This is a genomic window from Nocardia vinacea NBRC 16497, assembly GCF_000308835.1.
Classification (GTDB): domain Bacteria; phylum Actinomycetota; class Actinomycetes; order Mycobacteriales; family Mycobacteriaceae; genus Nocardia; species Nocardia vinacea.
Genome location: NZ_BAGN01000236.1, coordinates 25,671 through 44,867 on the forward strand (window position 1 = coordinate 25,671; position 19,197 = coordinate 44,867).

At 64.5% G+C, this 19,197-nt stretch carries 18 protein-coding genes; 7 read left to right on the top strand and 11 right to left on the bottom strand.

The features are described from left to right. Nucleotides 1-106: 106 nt before the first annotated feature. Together ON44_RS33055 and ON44_RS33060 are read left to right on the top strand one after the other, a co-directional pair. Nucleotides 107-577 (top strand): SRPBCC family protein, encoded by a 471-nt coding sequence (locus ON44_RS33055; protein ID WP_040697701.1) that lies wholly within the window; start codon nt 107-109, stop codon nt 575-577. A gap of 10 nt (nt 578-587) precedes the next feature. After that, nucleotides 588-1,166: a ribonuclease H family protein gene (locus ON44_RS33060; RefSeq protein ID WP_040697702.1), complete on the top strand. Its 579-nt coding sequence runs from the start codon at nt 588-590 to the stop codon at nt 1,164-1,166. 101 nt (nt 1,167-1,267) lie between these two features. Here the strand turns inward: ON44_RS33060 and ON44_RS33065 are convergent, their stop codons facing one another. The 9 genes from ON44_RS33065 to ON44_RS33105 form a co-directional block, all read right to left on the bottom strand. After that, a complete protein-coding gene (locus ON44_RS33065) occupies nt 1,268-1,996 on the bottom strand; it encodes a hypothetical protein (protein WP_051182710.1) in 729 nt (242 codons plus the stop codon). Between the two features lie 183 nt (nt 1,997-2,179). Continuing rightward, entirely contained in the window at nt 2,180-3,358 is a 1,179-nt protein-coding gene (locus ON44_RS33070; protein ID WP_040697704.1) for an MlaD family protein, read from the bottom strand. After that, a complete protein-coding gene (locus ON44_RS33075) occupies nt 3,355-4,461 on the bottom strand; it encodes an MCE family protein (RefSeq protein WP_040697707.1) in 1,107 nt (368 codons plus the stop codon). The genes ON44_RS33070 and ON44_RS33075 overlap by 4 nt, the downstream gene beginning before the upstream one ends. Continuing rightward, nucleotides 4,458-5,570: an MlaD family protein gene (locus tag ON44_RS33080; RefSeq protein ID WP_040697834.1), complete on the bottom strand. Its 1,113-nt coding sequence runs from the start codon at nt 5,568-5,570 to the stop codon at nt 4,458-4,460. Before ON44_RS33080 ends, ON44_RS33075 begins: the two co-directional genes overlap by 4 nt. 5 nt (nt 5,571-5,575) lie before the next feature. Next, nucleotides 5,576-6,571 (bottom strand): MCE family protein, encoded by a 996-nt coding sequence (locus tag ON44_RS33085; protein ID WP_040697710.1) that lies wholly within the window; start codon nt 6,569-6,571, stop codon nt 5,576-5,578. Beyond that, a complete protein-coding gene (locus ON44_RS33090; protein ID WP_040697713.1) occupies nt 6,568-7,611 on the bottom strand; it encodes an MCE family protein in 1,044 nt (347 codons plus the stop codon). The genes ON44_RS33085 and ON44_RS33090 overlap by 4 nt, the downstream gene beginning before the upstream one ends. Continuing rightward, nucleotides 7,608-9,107, bottom strand: a complete 1,500-nt coding sequence (locus tag ON44_RS33095; RefSeq protein ID WP_040697716.1) for an MlaD family protein — start codon at nt 9,105-9,107, stop codon at nt 7,608-7,610. The genes ON44_RS33090 and ON44_RS33095 overlap by 4 nt, the downstream gene beginning before the upstream one ends. Before the next feature lie 6 nt (nt 9,108-9,113). Further along, nucleotides 9,114-9,977, bottom strand: coding sequence for an ABC transporter permease (locus ON44_RS33100; protein ID WP_040697719.1), 864 nt, complete (start codon nt 9,975-9,977; stop codon nt 9,114-9,116). A 4-nt stretch (nt 9,978-9,981) separates the two neighbouring features. Beyond that, entirely contained in the window at nt 9,982-10,800 is an 819-nt protein-coding gene (locus tag ON44_RS33105) for an MlaE family ABC transporter permease (protein ID WP_174415204.1), read from the bottom strand. A 566-nt stretch (nt 10,801-11,366) separates the two neighbouring features. Between ON44_RS33105 and ON44_RS33110 the strand changes: the two genes are divergently transcribed. Further along, nucleotides 11,367-12,041: a S1 family peptidase gene (locus ON44_RS33110; RefSeq protein ID WP_040697725.1), complete on the top strand. Its 675-nt coding sequence runs from the start codon at nt 11,367-11,369 to the stop codon at nt 12,039-12,041. Between the two features lie 43 nt (nt 12,042-12,084). Here the strand turns inward: ON44_RS33110 and ON44_RS33115 are convergent, their stop codons facing one another. Next, nucleotides 12,085-13,605 (bottom strand): MFS transporter, encoded by a 1,521-nt coding sequence (locus ON44_RS33115; RefSeq protein ID WP_040697728.1) that lies wholly within the window; start codon nt 13,603-13,605, stop codon nt 12,085-12,087. Nucleotides 13,606-13,712: 107 nt separating this feature from the next. Continuing rightward, on the bottom strand, nt 13,713-14,348 hold the full coding sequence (gene lppU / locus ON44_RS33120) for an LppU family putative lipoprotein (protein ID WP_040697836.1): 636 nt from the start codon (nt 14,346-14,348) through the stop codon (nt 13,713-13,715). A 273-nt stretch (nt 14,349-14,621) separates the two neighbouring features. Here lppU and ON44_RS33130 point away from each other — a divergent pair, with 273 nt between their 5' ends. The 4 genes from ON44_RS33130 (at nt 14,622) to ON44_RS33145 (ending at nt 19,187) form a co-directional block, all read left to right on the top strand. Continuing rightward, nucleotides 14,622-15,176 carry a DUF6764 family protein gene (locus tag ON44_RS33130; protein WP_040697732.1) on the top strand — a complete coding sequence of 185 codons (555 nt, stop codon included), beginning with the start codon at nt 14,622-14,624 and terminating at the stop codon, nt 15,174-15,176. 37 nt (nt 15,177-15,213) lie between these two features. Continuing rightward, on the top strand, nt 15,214-16,488 hold the full coding sequence (locus tag ON44_RS33135) for a serine hydrolase domain-containing protein (RefSeq protein WP_040697734.1): 1,275 nt from the start codon (nt 15,214-15,216) through the stop codon (nt 16,486-16,488). 16 nt (nt 16,489-16,504) lie between these two features. After that, nucleotides 16,505-17,896 (top strand): cytochrome P450, encoded by a 1,392-nt coding sequence (locus ON44_RS33140; RefSeq protein WP_083898275.1) that lies wholly within the window; start codon nt 16,505-16,507, stop codon nt 17,894-17,896. Nucleotides 17,897-18,281: 385 nt separating this feature from the next. Further along, nucleotides 18,282-19,187: a L,D-transpeptidase gene (locus tag ON44_RS33145; RefSeq protein ID WP_040697736.1), complete on the top strand. Its 906-nt coding sequence runs from the start codon at nt 18,282-18,284 to the stop codon at nt 19,185-19,187. The last annotated feature ends 10 nt before the right edge of the window (nt 19,188-19,197 follow it).

Here is a 19,197-nt window from a genome sequence, read left to right on the forward strand (position 1 = left end):
CACCCGGTCATGAATGCGGTAAGCCCGCCAACCAAATTCCGGGCAACACCTCGAATAAAGAGGAGAGCTGTAGTACTTTTAGCGGCAGCCAACAGGGAGGGGCCCTATGGGCCACATCAAGTACGCGAGCGACGTCGGAGCCCCGGTCGAGGTGGCCTTCACCTATACGGACAATCATCAGTTCGTGCCGGATTGGATGTTCGCCGTCGCCGCGTTCGAGCCGAAAGGCGAGCTCGACCAGGGTCTCGGTGCGGTTTTCACGACTCGGATCAGGCTGGGACTGTGGCGGCCGGCCATCGAATGCGAAATCACCGAATACCGGCGCAATGTCGTGATCGGCTACACATTGCACGGGCGGTTGGCGGGCACTTTGACGCTGCGGTTCGACCCGCTCGGCTACGGACGCTCGGTGCTGACCTCGCAGGCGGAGTACGCTCCACCGAGTGGGCTGTTCGGTCGGCTGTGCCTGCGCCTGGTGGATTCCGCCGTGCGTTCGGCGCTGCGCCGCACCGAATCCCAGTTGCGAAGGGAGATAGAGGAATTCCACGGTACCGATCTTGTCGGTCGGATTGCGTAGGGTGCCATCCATGATCATCGTGAGCACCGACGGATCCTGCCTCCGCAATCCCGGCGGCGCTATCGGCTGGGCTTGGGTCAATCATCAGGGCGGTTCACGCAGCGGGGGAGCCGCCACCGGAACCAACCAGGTCGCGGAGCTGCGCGCGCTATTGGAGGCGGTACTCGCCCATCCCGGCGAGGAACCGCTGTTCATCGAGAGCGATTCGCTCTACGCGATCAAATGCGCCTCGGAGTGGATCTTCGGCTGGCGGACCAACGGCTGGCGGACCGCCAGCGGCGGCGCGGTGAAGAATATCGAACTCATCAAACAGATCGACCGGGCCATCGCCTCCCGGCCGGGACCGGTCCGGTTCCGTTGGGTGCGTGGACACGTCGGCAATTACTTCAACGAGATGGCCGACACCCTCGCGGGCGAGGCGGCCAGACAGGCCGCGGCCTCCGCGGCGGCCGGTGAGGTCCCGACCGCGGAACTCCCCGAGCTGCAACCGGTGCTCGAGGACTCCTCCGAGAAGACCACAAAATCCGCCCGGCCGCGGTCAGCGGGGAAGCCGGTCGCGCCAGCACCTCAGGCATTGACGCTGTTCTGAGCCCGCCGGGCGCGACCGGACGCAAGACCGCCGGAAAGACCTCCGGGCGGGTGGTGCCATTCCCACCCGCCCGGAGGCGCTTTTCCGAGTAGATAATCCGATCAGTTGCCCATCTGCTTCAGGATGGGCAGGTCGAACTTGTCGACCAGCCACTTGTCGCCGATCTTCTTCAGACCGGCCACCACCACGAGCTCCACCTTGCTCGGCGGCTTGTTCGCGGCGGCGATATTCACGTTGGTCGTGGTCTGACCGATCACCACCAGCACATTCGCGTTCTCGATATCGCCGGACTGGAAGCCGCACTGCATGTCGTAGGTAGACGAGGTGGCCTTGGCATCGATGACGACGCCCTTGAGGTCCTGGCCGAGCTTGGCGAACTGATCCTTCCAGTCACCGGTCGACGCGGCATCCACCTTCTTCAGGTACTCGTCGATGGTCTGCGGATCGTAGGTGGAGATCAGCTTGCCGTATTCACACGCCGCCGCGGTGGCGTCGGCATGCGCGTCCAACTCGTCGCCGCGATTGCTCGCCTGCCGGTAGAACACCACGACGGCGGTGACCGCCGCGACGAGCAGCACACCAGCGACGAACGCCGCGATAATCGGGACCAGCGCGCCGCCCTTGGCCACCGGTTGCGACGCACCCTTGGCGGGCTTGTCGGTTGCCTGCTTCGGCGCCGCTGGCGGCGCGGCGGCTACCGCATCGCCCGACTTCCCGATCTCGACCGTCTTGTCCTCGGCGGACGCGTCGACGGTGGCGTCGGCTTTCTTGGCATCGGCTTCCTCGGCATCCGAGTTCTGCTTCTCGGCGCCGACATCATCAGTGGCCATCGATACAATCCTGCACTTTCCCGGCGCACCCGAGCGCACCGATATTGCCTTGTCGGTCCGCGTCGGACGAACCGCTCGCACTCTGCGGGGGAGTATTCCCGGCCCGGGATCGCACGCCCGGGCCGGGGTAACTCACCATCGAATACGTACCGCTCACTGCGTCAACTCACCGCAATGTTCGGATCACCGGAGCGGCGGCGGGGTCATTTCATTTGGATCCGCACCCGGCGGCATCTGCGCGCCGTTGTCCGGAACATTCGGCCGAGGCGCATTCGCCGAACCGCGAACCTGCAGTCCGGGCGGCGGATTCTCGCAGTAGTTCCACTTGGGCAGTGAGCCGTCCTGGACGACCTCATTGCGGATCGGCACATGCTTGTACTGGCAGATCGGCCGAATCCAGATATCCGCGACAGCGTGGAACTCGTTGTCGTGCGCAGGCACACCAGCGGCGGACAACCCGATGTTAAGGGAGGGGAACAGCGCCTGCAGCGCCGGAATCCGCAGCTGCGCGGCCCTGGTCATCGCCGCGAAGTTGGCCGCCAGACTGGTGATCGGATCGGCCGTCTTGTCCAGTACCGCACCGAGACTGGTCAGCTGTCCCGGCGCCTTCTCCAGGATCGCCTGCAATTCGGCGTTGGCATTATTGAACTGATCGAACAACTGACCCGAATTGCGGGTCAGCGTCCCCAGATCGGGCTGCGCATTCGAGGTGGTGTTCGCGATGGTGCGCAGGTTGGTAATCAGGTTCTGGGTCTGCGGCAGCAGATTGTCGAAACCGGCCATCGCCAGGCTGATGCCATTGACCATGCCGCGCAACTGATCCGGGCCACCGCTGAGCGCGGTGTCCAGGTTGGCCAGGATGACACTGAACTTATCCGGATCGACCTGGGCGATCAGCGCGCTGGAGTTGTCGAGCACCGACCAGATCGGGGTCGGGGTCTTGATCTTCTCCGCATCGAATTCGATGACCGAGCCGTCCTTCAGGAACGGCGCCTGCTCGGTATTCGGCCGGAAGTCGATGTACTGCTCACCGGCACCGGAGAGCGCGCCCACCGAGACCTTGGTGTCGACCGGAATCTTGTACTTCGAGTCGATTTCGGCCTTCGCGGCGATGGACTGTCCGCGATCGACCAACTCGATCGAGGTCACTTTGCCGATGCGATAGCCACGCAGGGTCACATCGTTGCCCGGCTGCAGACCGCCGGAGCGGTCCAGGTCCACCGTGACGGCATAGGTCGACTTCAGCGGATTCACCCGCATGACACTCACCAACAGGTAGCTCGCGCCGACAATGAACACCAGCACCAGGCCGATGCTGGACAGCAGCATCTTGCGCTGCATCAGTTTGCCGAGCCAGCTCATCGGTGCCCCCCCTGCAGTCGTCCTTGAATCGCCTGCAGGACGGTGATCAGGCTGCCCGCGAGGTCGCTGAGATCGCGGCCGTCGAAGAACTTGCCCTGCGCCGGATCCGACAACAAGCTGAAGTTGTGGATATTGGTGATGGTGGCGTAGACCGCGAGGCTGTTACCGCGGAAGGACGCATCGATCGGGCCACGTATCTCGTGCAGCGCATCCAACGCGGGACCGAAGTTCTGCTCGGTCCGCGACAGGGCGTCCATCAGCTTGTGCACATTGTCGAGTAGATCGCCCAGCTGGTCGCTGGAGGTATTCGCATAATCACCGAGGGCCGCGCTGGTCACCGAAATCTTCTGCAGCAGATCACCGATCGCCCGGTTGTTCTCCGCGATGGCGCCGATCATCTGCGGCAGGGTGTCCGCGACCTGCCCCAACTCCGAATGCCTCGACTCGATGGTGGTGGCCAGCGAGCCGAACTGGGCGAGCACACTGTCGATCCGAGCGCTGTTGTCGTTCAAACTGCCGACCACGCCGGTCATTTCGGTGATCAGATGCGCTATCTGGTCACCGCGGCCGCCGACGATCGAGTCCATCTCCGAGGTCAGCTTGGTGAGTGCCGCGACACCACCGCCGTTGAACAACATGGATACCGAGATCAGCAGCTCCTCGACGGTGGCGCCCGCCGAGGTCTTGTCCAAACCGAGAGTGTCGCCGTCGTGCAGCATCGGCGCGCCCGGATCCGCCTTGATCTTCGACACCGCGATGAACACATCGCCGAGCGGGGTGGCTTGCCGTAGTTCGGCCGTGCTGCCGACCGGAAGCTCGATGTCCTTGCTGATCTTCAGATCGACAATGGCCTCGAAGTTCTTGGTCTGGATATTCGAGACCACGCCGACATCGGAACCACCGATCTTCACCTTCGCCTGATCCGGCAGGTTCAGCGCGTTCTCGAATTTCGCGTGCAGGGTGTAGGTTTCACCGGCCGTGCCCGGTTTGGGCAGCGGCAGGCTCTCCACCGTGAGACCACAGCCGGAGGTGATGGCCACCCCGGATGCCGCGGCCAGCGTGATCACCGCGCGACGGGCTTTGGATACGAACCGGTCGCTCATTTGGTCATCCCCAGCAGTGCCGCCGTAATACCGAGGTCCGGGCCGAGATCCTCCAGTTTGCCGGTCCGGCAACCATCCGAGCGCATTTGAATCCGTTCACAGAACACGCTCAGCAGTTCGCCGTTGAGGAAAGTCGGCAGGTTGCCGTGCAGCCGGACGTACCCCAACTCCCGGTTCATCGACCGGTCCAGGTTCTGCATGAGCAGCGGTGCGAGGTCGACGACCTCGGTGAGGCCGCGGGCGTTGGCGCGCAGCTGATCGGTCACCTTGGTCAGACCCTCCAGCGAACTGCCCAGCTGATCCTGGTACTGCACGAAGACCGAACTCGTATTGGCCAGGAAGTCGTTGAGCTGCTGCAGCGTGGCCTCCAGACCGGGGGCCTGATCGCTGAGCAGTCCGGTCATCTGCGTCATCCGATTGCTGAAATCGCGTACGGACTGGTCGTTTTCGGCCAACATCGTGGTCAGCTCGTTCAACTTGACGATGATGCTGGAGACCGCGTCCTTATTGTCGACGCCGACCTTCAACGCGCCGGAGAGCGCCTTGAGGGTGTCACGCATCTTCTCGCCGTTGCCGTTCAACATCGGATAGAGCACTCGACCCGACAGCGGACCGATGCCTTCGGTACCCGGTTCCGGCTTGAGCGCCGCAGCGAACTGATCGATGGTCTTGAGCATCGTGTCCAACTCGACCGGTGTCTTGGTCTTCGCCTTCGGCAGATGCGCGCCGTTGGACATGGCCTCGCCCTGGGTATAGGCCGGGGTGAGTTCGACGTGCCGGTCGGTCACGATGGACGGCGAAATGATCGCTGCCATCGCGTCTTTCGGGATCTTGACGTCTTTATCGATCGTCATGTGCACCTCGACCATGGTGCCCTTGGGAATGATCTTGTCGATCTTGCCCACTTCCAGGCCGAGCACCGTAACCGGATTGCCCTCGAAGACACCCGCGATATTCTCGAAGTCCGCGGTGATCGTCATCGTGTTGCCCAGTGCGCTGTTCATCGAACTCGGAATCAGCGAGCAACTGCCCACAGCCAGGGCTGCGGCGCTGATCATCAGTGGTTTGGCCATCCGCCGCACATTCGGCAGGCGCAGGTTGATTCGCATCAGTCTCATCCCTTGCACCCCTCGATCACGTGGGCGAAGCACAACCAGTTGTCGGGGAAGAGCCACGGAATGGCGACCTCACCGTACGGACCATTGCCGAACGCGTTGTTGAAGGTGCGCACCGACACCGGCATGATCTGCAGCATCCGGTCGAGGTTGTCCTTGTTCTTCTGCAGGCCCTCGGCCATGGTGTTCAGCTGCTCGATGGTCGGGCCGAGCTGGTTGTTATTGGCCGCGCCGATCTCCTGCAGCTGGCGGCTCAGCGTCGATACATTGTCGAGCAGCTGCCGCAGCAGACCCTGACGCTCCATCACCCTGTTGGCGATGGCCTCGCCCTGGGTGATCACCAACAGCACGCTGTTGCGGTTGTCGCCGAGAATCCTGGTGACCCGGTCGAGATCCTTGAGCAGGCTGTCGACCTCCGCCTTGCGCGAATCCATCACCTTCGCCAGCGCGCCGATGCTGTCCAGCGCCTGCGCCGTCAGCGCGGGCGAATCGCCCATCTGCTTGTTGATCAGATCGAGCGAGGTGGCCAACTGCTTGGTGTCGAGCGCCTCGAACTTCGGGGTGCCGTACTCGACCACATCGGCCAGGTTGTATGGAACCGAGGTGTTGGACAACGGAATTCGGCTGTCCTTCAGTCCCGATCCATCACCCGGGTCCAGATCGACATAGCGTGCGCCGAGCAGCGTCGCCATCTTGATCGAGGCCTTGGCATCGGGCCCGAGTTTGACATCATTGTTCACGCTGAGGGTGAGCAGGATATGCCCGTTCTCCAGCTTCGCACCGGCCACATGGCCGCTCGGGATACCGGCCACATTGACCTTGTCGCCGACCTTGACCCCGGCGGTCTGCACGAACTCGGCCTTGACCGTCTTCTCACCGACACCGATCAACTTGTAAGCGCTCGAGCCGATCAGCAGCACGATGATGAGGACGCCACCGATGACACCCAGCCAGAAGTAACGGTTGCTGTTGAACCTGTCCTTGATCTTGGTCATGGGCGGCACACCGCCGACTGTCCGTTGCCACCGATCTGTGGGAGCAGACCGCGGGGGAGCAGGATGTTGTACAGCGAGACGTCCAGCTTGCAGAAGTACGCATTCGCGTAGGCGCCGTCCTGGGTGAACTTGCCGAGGTCGGCCAGCGCCGCGGGCAGGTCGATCGCGGCTTGGTCGAGCTTGGCGCCGTTGGCGATCAACAGTGTCAGCGCCGCGCTCGTCGAATCCTGTGCGGTGGCCAGCTTCGGCTGGATCTTGCCCAGCATGTCGACCAGGGAGCTGGTCGCGTCCGCGATCTGCACCGTGGACGATTGCAGCGACTGGCCCTGGTCGTACAGGCCGCCGATCAGTGCCCGGGTCTGGGTAACCAGGGTCTCCAATTCATCACCTCGCTTGGCCAACCCGGACATCACGCCGCTGAGGTTGGTGATCACATCGCTGAGAATCGCATCCCTGCGCTGGAAATCCGTGGCCAGGGTCGCGGCCTGGGTGATGAACGAGCTCAACGAAACACCGTCACCCTGCAATGCCTGGATGAAGGTCTCCGAGAGCCGGTTCACCTGTTCGGGCTGCAACACCTGGAACAGCGGCTGGAATCCGTTGAGCAGACCCGAGACGTCGAAGGACGGTTCGGTGCGCTCGAGCGGAATGGTGGCCTTGTTCTTCAACGCCGCCGGGCTCGCCGCCTTGCCCGGGGCCAGTGCGACATAACGCTGCCCGATCAGGTTCTGGTAGCGCACCAATGCCTTGGTGTCGTCGTACACCGTCTGGTTGCGCTGCACGATGAACGTCACGTTGGCGAGGGACTTCTTGGTCTTGGTATCCCGGGTGAGTTCGATCTTCTCGACCTTGCCGACCCGCACGCCTGCCATCCGGACGTCATCGCCCTCGTGCAGGCCGAGCACATCGCTGAAAGTCGCGGTGTAGGTGTTGGTATCACCCTCCACGACCCGCGCCAGCGTATTCCAGACGACAACGGTGACCAGGATCGAGACGATCGCGAAGAGGCCGAAGCCGATCAATGGTTTACGAACGCTCATTTGTCGGTACCGCTTTCGCCGACCTGCAGGGTGCCCCCGCGCATTGCCGAACTGAGCAGCAGATATTCGGCCGCGGTCGGCCGACGACCGAGCAGCGCCACGATCGCGGCATCTCCTTCGTACGAAATCGGACCGGCGGTAACCGGCGCACTCGCTGGTTGGGCGGGCACGACCGGAGCCGCGGGCTGGTCGGCGGAGGGCTGTGCATTCGGCGCCGGCGGCGCCGGATTCGGGAACAACCCCTCCAGTGGCGTACCCGCGAACGGGCTGGCCGGCTTCGGCTCGGCCGAGCTCGCCGCGAGCGGATCACCCGGCGAGGTCAGACCAGGGATCTCCGGGAAACCCGCGGGCAGTGGCAGTTTCGCCAAACCCTGCGCCGTTTCCAGCGAGCGTGGCTTCATAGACTCCGGCAGGTAGCCGGGATCGGAGACCGCGGGCGCGGTGGCACAGCTCGGGCCTGCCAGATTGCCGTAGCGCGGGCAGTCCGCCTGTTCGTATGGCCGGTACGGGGTGAGCGTCGCACCGGCATTCCAGACCATCTGCCGCTGTGGACCCCAGTGGAAGGTCGTGCTCAACTTGCGCAGCGAGTTGTTCAGCGAGGCGATGGTGTCCGGGATCGAATTCGCATCCGCGGCGAGCGCGCCGAACATATCGCTGGTGCCCGCGGTGATCTGCTTACCGATATCACCGTTGCGGGCGAACAGGCCGTTGACCGTATCCACCGTGCCCGCCGTTCCGCTGATCAACGCGACCAGGGCGGACCGGTGATCCGCGATCGTCTGCGCGGTCTTGACCGAACTGTTGAGCACATCGAGCAATTCCGGCGCGGACTCGTTGAGCGCATGGGCGGAGGCCGAGAAATCGTCGAGCAGCACACCGAGATTCGGGATGGACTCGTCCACCGAGGTGAGCCACCTGTCCAACCGCTCGATGGTGGAGCCCGGCATCCGGCCGCTGCCGTCCAGCGCCTGGGAAAGCGTGCCGAGCACCCGGCCGAACTGCACCGGATCCAGCTTGGTGAGGATCGTCCGAACGGTGGTCAGGGTGTCCTGCAGCGCGATGGTGCCCTGGCTGGTGTCCTCCGCGATGGTGGAGCCCTCGTGCAGGTACTTATCGGCCGGACCGTTGAAGACCAGCTCCACCGAGGTGACGGCGAACAGGTTGCTCGGTACCACCCGCGCGGTCACATTCGACGGAATGTCGCCGGCGAACTCCGGCTTCAGGTCGATCTGCACTTTCTGCCGCTCGCCCTTGGCGACGACATCGACATCCTTGACCGCACCGACCAGCACGCCGCGGAACTTCACATCCGCCTCGCTCGGCAGCCCGTCGCCGGTGCTTTTCAGCTCGGCGACCACATGCACCTTGGGTACGAAATAGCCACGGTATCTGGCCATCAGGAAGCCGAGGATCAGCGCGAAGACGATGAGTCCGCATACGCCGGCGACCAACAACTGTCGCATGGTGGGGCCACGCCCACTGGGATCGATGATCATCTCGTCCTACCCCGAGATCCGGATGCCGGGATTGACGCCCCAGATCGCCAATGTCATGAACAGGTCAGCGAAAACCACGATGATGATGCACATCTTGATGGCCCGACCAGCCGCGACACCCACACCCTCCGGACCGCCCGAGGCGAAAAAGCCGTAGTAGCACTGGATGAACGTGGTGATCGCGACGAACACCATCGCCTTGAGCAGCGAGTAGAGCACGTCTCCCGGTATCAGGAACTGATAGAAGTAGTGCGCGTAGGTACCGCTGGAGGTGTTGCCGATCAGCTGCACCGTGAGCGAGCAGGAAATGTAGGCCATCGCCAGGCCCAGGCAGTAGAGCGGAACGATGGCGACCATCGCCGCGAACATCCTGGTGCTCACCAGATACGGCAGCGGCCGGATCGCGATCGACTCGAGCGCGTCGATCTCCTCGGAGATCCGCATCGCGCCGAGCTGAGCGGTGAATCGACAGCCGGCCTGGGCGGCGAAGGCGAGTGCCGCGAGCAGCGGACCCAACTCCCTGGTGGTCGCGAATGCGGAGATGGCGCCGGTGATCGGACTCAGGCCGAGCAGATTCAGCGAGGTATAGCCTTGGATGCCGACCGTCATCCCGCCGAACGCGCTGAGGATGAGGATGACGCCGATGGTGCCGCCACCGACGACCAGGCTGCCGTTGCCCCAGGTGACATCCGAAAGCAGCCGCCAGACTTCCTTCGGATAGTGCCGCAGCGCCAACGGGATCGAGCCCACCGACCGCAGGAAGAAGAACACCTGGTGACCCAGGCGCGCAACCATATCCACCGGAACCTGCGCGGACTTCTTTATTTGCCGAAGTGGCCGCAGCAGCGGCGGTACATAGGTTGTTGACACCGGCTCAGACCACCTGTGGGGGGAGAAGAACGTTGTAGATCTGGGTGATGATCAAGTTCACGCCGAACAACATGATGGCGGAACTGACCACCGCGGAGTTCACCGAGTTGGCGACTCCGCCCGGACCGCCCCGGGTATTGAGCCCGGTATCACAGGCGATGATTGCCGCGAGCAACCCGAAGATCAACGATTTCACCAGTGCGACAAGCAGATCGATGGTGACGGCGAACGAGGAGAAGGTGCCGATATAGGAACCCGGGGTGCCGTCCTGCGCGAAAATATTGAAAATGTAGCCAGTCAAAAATCCGACGAATACGACGAAACCACACAGCAATACGCTGACCAGCATGGCCGCACCGAGCCGGGGCGCGACCAGACGACGCAGCGGATCCACCCCCATCACCCGCATCGCGTCGATCTCTTCGCGGATGGTGCGCGAACCGAGATCGGCGGTGATCGCCGATCCGACCGCGCCCGCGATCATCAGCGAGGTGACCAGCGGCGCACCCTGCTGAATGATGCCGAGACCGTTCGCCGCACCGATGAACGAGGTCGCACCGACCTGGCTCGCGACCGCGCCGACCTGGATGGAAACGATCACGCCGATCGGGATGGCGACCAGCAGCGTCGGTGCCGCGGCGACACTGGACATGAACGCGCACTGGCGGATGAACTCACGATAAGGAAAGCGGCGTCGGAATATCGCGATGAACAACTCCGCTACCGCTGCGAACCCCATCGTGATCTGCCTGCCGAAGGTCTCCAAGGAGCGCTTCGGATGGTCTTCCCAGTAGGCCTTCGTCCAATCAACCGCGTCACTCATCCGTGACTGCGCTGGTGGACTCTTGGTCGACTGCACTGGCTAACCCCTCTCGACGCCGGTAACCAAACCCCGACGACTTGTTTGCTTGACGCACCCTACTACGGAGTAGTGCAGAACACACCCACCACCGTGTGATTGCAGTCATAGATTGGAGTCACTGTAGGGAAAACGCTATGAGCAGTGCCCCGACGCTTGGGATCGGTCCCAAAGTTAACGGTGATACTTCCGGAACAAGCTACAGTTCCACCGGCTCCGATCAGCCCCGCATATGACCTGTTCCACCATTTTCGCGGATAATATTCATGCAAAATCTGCGCGCGATTCGAATGGCTTCTGCGACACCGATCAACATACAACTGAAACGCAATCAGTCGCATTGCGAGGATTACAGTAATAGTGATTCGCTATCGCGAGAAAATGAGACGCTGCATCATAAATGTCGAAAAGTGCGGTCTACACCGACGCGCTCGACACCAGAGGGCAGTACAGGACGCGCCCGGAGCCGAATACTGACACGATGGGTGCGACAGATTGATATCGTGCGGACTTCCGACGTCTGGAGGGACATGTTCAGCAAACTCGCCAAGGTGGCCAACGCTGCCTTCGCCGTAGCTCTTGGTGCGGCACTGGTCGCGACGGGGGCCGGCACCGCGGACGCCGCGCCGGGGCCGCCCGTCATCGGCGGTGGGTCGGGAATCATTATCGATAATCAGTTCGAGTGCACTGTCACGACGGTCGGTTACGACGGCGGAGGCCGGTTGGTCGGACTGACCGCGGGACACTGCGGCGACCCGGGCGCTCAGGTGTACGCCGAAATCGACCGCGGCGCAGGCGTGATCGGCCGGTTCGTCTACTCCAACCACGATCTCGACTACGCCATCATCCAATTCGATCCGGCCAAGATCACCCCGGTGAACCGGATCGGCAATGTCACCATCACCGGGATCGGCGGCCCGGCCCAGTTCCCGATGATCGTCTGCAAGGAGGGCCGCACCACCGGCAATACCTGCGGCATCGCCTACGGTGACCTGTTCGGCACGAATATGGAGACCTGGTCGCAGATGTGTGTGGTGGAGGGCGATTCCGGGGCGCCGGTCGTCGTCGGCACCACCCTGGTCGGGATGGTGAACGCGTATCTCGCCATCGCCTGCTTCGGACCCGAGGTCGGCACCAATATGAGCTCGATCATGGGCGATATCAATGCTCGTGGCAGCGTCGGGGCGGGCTTCAACCCGATCTAGCGAAGATCAGTCGAATACCGAATGAGCGGGTCGAATGACCCGCTCATTCTGTTTTGTGGAGCGGCGCCAGCGCCGGACCCGCCACCCCGCACTGCGGCATACAGTCGACATTGTCCAGTGTCGCGGCGCGGCGCGGCGCGCGCAGTAGTACTGCCGCGATCAGCGCACCGGCCACCAGCAGGCCGACGCAGATCCACATCGCGACACCGAAGCCGCGGTCGAATTCCACTGGGTCGCCGAGCGATCCGGAGATGCCGGCGAGGCCGGGTAGCGCGGCGACCGCGAGCAGCTGAGCGGTACGGGCCACGGCATTGTTCACCCCGGAGGCGATACCGGCCTCACTGGCGGGCACCGCGCCGAGTACCGCGCCGGTGAGTGGAGCGACCAATACCGACAGGCCGAGACCGAACACCAGCACACCCGGGAGTACATCGGTCAGATAGGTGGTGTCGGGTCCGATGCGCAGCAGCAACATCAGGCCGAGCGCGGCGAGCAGCGGACCGACCGTCATCGGAATGCGCGCACCGTGCACCTGCGCCCAACGACCCGCGGGCGCGGAAAGCACCAGCATGATCAAAGTGACCGGGACGGTGGCCACCCCCGACATCAGCGGCGTGTACTTCGCCACCAATTGCAGCTGCATGACCAGGAGGAAGAAGACACCGCCGAGCGCGGCGTAGACCGCGAGGGTGACCAGATTCGCGGCGGTGAAGACCCGCCCGCCGGATGCGACGGGCCCGGAGGAGGCAGTCTGCGGAACCACGGAGGACCCCGCGCCCGACGAAAATGTCCCAGCGAACAGTGACGGCGGCACCAGCGGATGGTCGCTGCGCATTTCGATCACCACGAAGACCGCGAGCAGCAGCAGTCCGACGACCACCAGCAGCGGCATCGCATCGATCAGACCGAAGGTCAGCGCGCCGAGGGCCACCGCGACCACCACCGCACCCGGAATATCCAGTCGCGCCGAGGCATTCGGGTCGTGACTCTCCGGCACATGCCGCAACGTGACGAGTACGACGACCACCGCGAGCGGCACATTGATGAAGAAGATGGACTGCCAGCCGGCCAGCTCGATCAGCCAGCCGCCGAGGAACGGACCGAGTGCGCCGGCGACACCGCCGAAACCGGACCACAGGCCGATCGCCGCACCCTGATCCCGTTGATCGATGGATGAGGAAATCAACGCCAGGCTGCCTGGGGTGAGCATCGCACCCGCCACACCCTGCAGGATCCGGGCGACGACGAGCATCTCGATATCGACCGCGGCACCGCAGAGCACCGAGGCCAATGCGAATCCGATGACACCCCAGACGAACACCTTGCGGCGGCCGAGATGATCGCCGAGCGAGCCGCCGAGCAGGATGAACGAGGCCAGGGTCAGCGTGTAGCCGTTGAGCGTCCACTGCAGCCCCGCGACATCGGTGTCGAGGGATTCGCCGATGCGCGGCAACGCGATATTGACGACGGTGGCATCCAGCGAGGCCACCGACGAACCGAGGATGGTGGCCAGCAGGATCCAGCGGCCGGTTGCCGAACCCAGACGGGGTAGCTCAGAACTCACGGCCGCACCTCGCTGGGGCTCGGTTCCGCCGTTCGTTCCGACGCTGTGTCTATGGTTCGCTCGCGCACTGACCAAACGTAGCCGCTACCGGCCGATTATCGTGGGCGTCAGAGATTTTGGACGCAGACCACGAAGCGCCGCGTCGGGTACTCGAAGCCGCTGCTGCTGCCGCAGACGCTGGCATCGTCGGCGCCCTGCTGGATGTTGGTCACCTTCACGCCCTGGCTGACGCGTTCGGTGCAGTCGATGCGCTTGGGATCCTCGCCGCTGATATCCATGCAGCCACCGACGACCCAGTCGATATCCAGGCAGATCGCGCCCTGCTGCACACCGTTCAGGGTTTCGAAGTAGGCGGAGTCGCGGTCGGCGACGCACTGCGAGCTGGTCGCCGCCTTGCCGATGACCTTGTAGTTCGAGGCCCGGCTGCCACAGGAGGCCTTGGCGATGGTGGCGTTATCGGTGGTGCCGCCGAGCGTCACGCAGTCACCGACATTGGCCTGGAAATCGGTGCTGCCGCCCTTGGTCGCCGAGGTGGTCGCCGTCGGCTTACCGGAGGACGGACGCGCGCTGGTGGTGGGCCTGGCCCCTGAGGTTTTCGGCGTGTTGGTGGACGAGACCGCATCGATGGTCCCGTTTATGGCGGGCTGGGCATTGCCGCTGATTTTATTGCCGCAGCCCGCTAGCGAGAGCGCGGCGACGACGGCGACCGCGGCGACGGCCGCCGTCGCGAGGCGACCAGAGATCGGTTGACGAGACACTTACAGTCCTCCCGGCTGTAACGCTCCGAACTCATACCCCCGTCGGAATCCGAAGTGATCTAGCAATGCGTGAAATACCACGCCATGCATACACCACCGAGCGCAGGTGCGTCGAGTCGACAGCAACCGCATCGGAGAAGCACTGTGCCGGCCCAAATGTCGGTTCGATCACTGTGGCACTGCGGCGTACCAGCGGAATCGGTATCACAGCAACCGATCTGGGTATGGTGGGGTTTCCGGTGTGAGAGGAATTCGTCCGTGAAGCTGATCAGCGCGATCACCTGCACCGCCGCTGCGTTCGGTGCCGCGCTGATCCTCCCCGCGACGGCCTCGGCAACCGATGTGCACTGCGCTTCCGACGGCGGGGCGGATGTCACCGTGATCGACGGAAGCACCGCATGCCGGGCCTCGGCCGAATCCCTCGGCCGGGCACGGGCGGCCGGATACGACGGAGTCGGCTACGCCCGTGCCGGCCTGGGTGCCGCCGCGTTCGGTATCGGTGCGGCGGGCGGTGTGGGTGCCAGCGACGGAGTCGGTGGAATTCCGATCGCGCTCGGCTTCGGCGCCGATGCCGTCGCGCTGACCTCGATCGCCGCTGCGGCAACGGATTCGGAGACCGACCAACCGAGCCCGCCCACCCCGCTGTTCGCGGTATCGATCGCCTTCGACGGCTCGCGCGCACAGGTCACGACGGCCGACAGCGCGGTGGTGTGCCTGGGCGCGGCAGCCTTCGCGTGGAATTCGGCAACCGGCGCGACCTGTCTGACCACCCCTTTCGGTCGCTGGCAAACGCCACGATCCGAGTTAGGCTGAGAATTCGGCCCCAGCCAGCCAGCAGGAGGTGTGACCCATGGTTTCAGCCTTCCCCGCACCGGACCGGTGGCCAGCCGCGCCACTGGAGATGCTCGTCGATCCGAGATTCGTCCGCCTCGCGGACCATTTCTTCGGCATGTTCGCCCAGCCGGCGCGTGGTGGCGGTGCGCTCGCGATCTATCTCGACGGTCGGCCCGTCGTCGATATCTGGGCGGGCTGGGCGGCCAAGGATCGACGTTGGAACGGTGAGAATGTCGCGCTCACCTTCTCCACCGGCAAGGGCGTCGCCGCGACCGTGGTGCACCGGCTGGCCGAGCGCGGGCAGATCGAATACGAAGCCCCGGTCGCCACCTACTGGCCGGAGTTCGGCGCACACGGCAAGGACGACATAACGGTGCGCGATGTGCTCTCGCACCGCGCCGGACTGCACCGGGTGCGCGGCCTGGTCCCCGGCCGGGAGGGCATCCTCGACTACGACGCCGTGGTGGCGGCGCTGGCCGAGAGTCCCGCCGACCCGCGGCGCATCCGCACATCGGGCTATCACGCGATCACCTTCGGCTGGCTCGTGGCCGAGATCGTGCAGCGCGTCACCGGTGATCCGTTCACCGATGTGGTGCGGCGCGAGATCGCGGAACCACTCGGCTATGACGAATTCTGGTTCCGGGTACCGGAATCCGAGCGCTATCGGATCGCCAAGATCTTTCCGCATCTGAATCCACCCGGAATCCGTTGGAATACCGCGTCATCGGTGCTGTCCTGGGTGCGGCCGGTGCGCGGACTCGCCGAGGCGGGGATGCCGGAGAGCTTCGACGAACTCGTCCGCGATCCGCGCGTGCACGATGCGGTGATGCCCGGCTGGAACGGTGTCTTCTCGGCGCGCTCACTGGCCAGAATGTATGGGGCCCTTGCGAATGATGGGCGGGTCGAGGCGCTCGATCCCGAACGCGGTGGTCACGCCATCGACGCGGTGCAGTTCCTGCAACCGGAGACGATCGCGATCATCAATGAGACGCAGCGGGCCGATAGCCGCGACTATGTGCTCGGGGTGCCGTTGAAATTCACCCTCGGCTATCACCGTCCGGTGGTGATGTCCAAACAGCAGCCGCGGAAAGCCTTCGGCCACTATGGACTCGGCGGTTCGGGCGCCTATGCCGATCCCGAACTGGGCATGTCGATCGCCTTCGTCACCAACCGGCTCGGGAATGCGGTGACCGCGCTCGGGGACGCCCGGCTCGCGCGCTTGGCCGCCCTCGCCGGCAATACGGTGCGCAGGGTGCGCCCGAAGGGGGCAGTCGAACCGGGACCGGCGTGAGTTCGTAGCTATAGATATGGAGCAGGCGGGCGCACCCGAGGAAGCGGCGCTGGACACCGCGCCTTCGACGCCGCGCGCACCGAGAATGGTGGTTGCGCACGCGTTGGCGGCGGGCATCGATTTCGAGCGGTACTTCCGGTGGCGACGCGCACGCGAGGGCGACCCGTTCTACGTGCGGTTTCCCGGTTTCGGCGCGGCGCTGTTCACCGGCACGGCCGACGGCGCCCGCGAATTCTTCCGAGCGCCGATCGATCTGCTCGAACCGCCGCGACCGAATCCGATCGAACCGCTGGTCGGCTCCGCGTCACTCATCCTGACCGCCGGCGAACGACATCGACGCGATCGGGCATTGCTCGCACCCGCCTTCCACGGCACGCGGATCCGCGCCTACGGCGAACTCATCCGCGAGTCCACCATCGCCGAAATGTCCGGCAGCACAGGCGAATCCCGCCCGGCCTGGACACCGGGCACGCGCATCGACTCGCGGGCGGCAGCCAGGGCGATCACTTTGCGGGTGATTCTGGAGGCGGTATTCGGGGTGGACAGCCGCGAGCGCCGCGCCGAGTACACCGCCGCGGTCGCGGAATTCCTCACCGCCTACTCCGGACCGCTGATGCTGGTGCCCGCACTGCGCCGCGGGCTGTTCGGTCGGGCGCCGTGGGATCGGTTCGTGGCCGCGCGCGAGCGGCTCGACGAGCTGATCCTGACCGATATCGCGCGGCGTCGGGCCGTCGGCTCGGTCGGCGCCGACATTCTCGGTCTACTGCTCGCGACCAGCTATGACGACGGCAGCTCGATCACCGATGACGATCTGTGCGACCAATTGCGCACCCTGCTCGTCGCCGGACACGAGACCACCGCGACCGGTCTGGTGTGGGCGCTGTTCCATCTGCATCGAGAACCCGAGGCGTTGCAGCGCCTGCGCGCCGAACTGGACGCGGCCGGACCCGACGCCTCCCCGCTCGAGCTGGCCGGGCTGCCGTTTCTGGACGCGGTCTGCCAGGAGACACTGCGGCTGCATCCCGCGGTGCCGATCGTGCTGCGCAGGCTGACCGCGCCGTTCGCACTGCGTGGTGTCGAGCTCGCGGCGGGCGACACCATGGGCATCGCGCTGCCGCTGCTGCATTCCGATCCCGCGGTGTGGACGGATGCGGAGCTGTTCCGGCCGGAGCGGTTCATCGAGCGCAAGTACCGGCCGTACGAGTTCGCACCCTTCGGCGGCGGACATCGTCGGTGCGTCGGGGCATCGCTGGCCGACTACGAACTGCGGATCGTGCTCGCGACCATTCTCGGTCGACGGCGGCTGCGATTGCCACCGCGGTATGCGCGCGGGCGGGCGCCGCTGTCGGTGCCGCACAACATCGCGACGGGGCCGCATCGGTCGATCCCATTCGATGTCGTTTCGTGATTTATCTCACGAAGGAGTTTCGCCCATCCGGGGGTCGAAAGACTTGACGGCCGTCCTGAGCCATCGAGGCTCACGGACCTGACCGGCCAGTTTCGCGAATGATCATGACCCCCAACAGCATATGTGTCGCTCGCCACATCACGTGGTCAGCACGAATCAATCCGAAACGCCGGTGGCCGCGGATGGCTCTGGACGGTAGGAAGGACGCCAGGGTCGGGTGCGTCATATACCCGTGGGGTGCTTCGTGTGCCCCGCGCCGTTTTTCCGTGGGCGTTCGCACGGAATCCACGAAGCGTCTTCGTGAAACCGCCCTGCGAGCTCCACACCGATGAGAGATCTCACCGCGCCACCGGCGTGGGCGAGAGATGGATTGGACGAGAAACCTATGCATGCCGCTTTGCACACCGGGACGTCGACTGCTCCCCGTCGGGGAGCGCTAGCCCGCCGACTCCGGCAGGGCATCCTATTGTCGGCGGCGATCGCCGCGGTCGGCATCACCGCCGTCGCGCCGGCTCAGGCCGATCCGGCATTGCCGGGTGTCGGCACCGGCTCCGCCAACTCGACCGCCACCGATCCGGGTGCCACGGCGAACTTCGCACCGCCGAGTATCAGCCCCGGTGACGGCGAGACCGTCGGTGTCGCGCAGCCGGTCATCATCAACTTCCAGGAACCGGTGACCGATCACGCCACCGCCGAGCAGGCCATCAAGATCACCTCCTCGAATCCGGCGCCGGGTCACTTCTACTGGTTCAGCGACAAGCAGGTGCGCTGGCGGCCGAACGAGTTCTGGCCGGCCAATACCGATGTGACCGTGGAGGCGGGCGGTACCCGCACCGCATACCGGATCGGTGACGCATTCATCACCACCGCCGACGACGACACCCACACCATCACGATCACTCGCAACGGCGAGGAGATCATGACGATGCCGACCTCGATGGGTAAGACCAAGCACGAGACCCCGAACGGCACCTACTTCGTCGGCGAGCAGCTGCGCAAGATGACCATGGATTCGTCCACCTACGGTGTGCCGACCACCGATCCAGAGGGTTACAAGGTCGACGTCGAGTACGCCACCCGGATCTCCAACAGCGGTATCTTCGTGCACGCGGCCCCGTGGTCGGTTGCGCAGCAAGGTGTTTCGAACGCCAGCCACGGCTGCCTGAACGTCAGCACCGAGAACGCCAAGTGGTTCTTCGAGAACGCCAAGAAGGGCGACCCGGTCATCGTCCAGAACACCAAGGGCGGCACCCTGAACGCCCGCGACGGCTACGGCGACTGGAACGACTGAGGTAGCACCT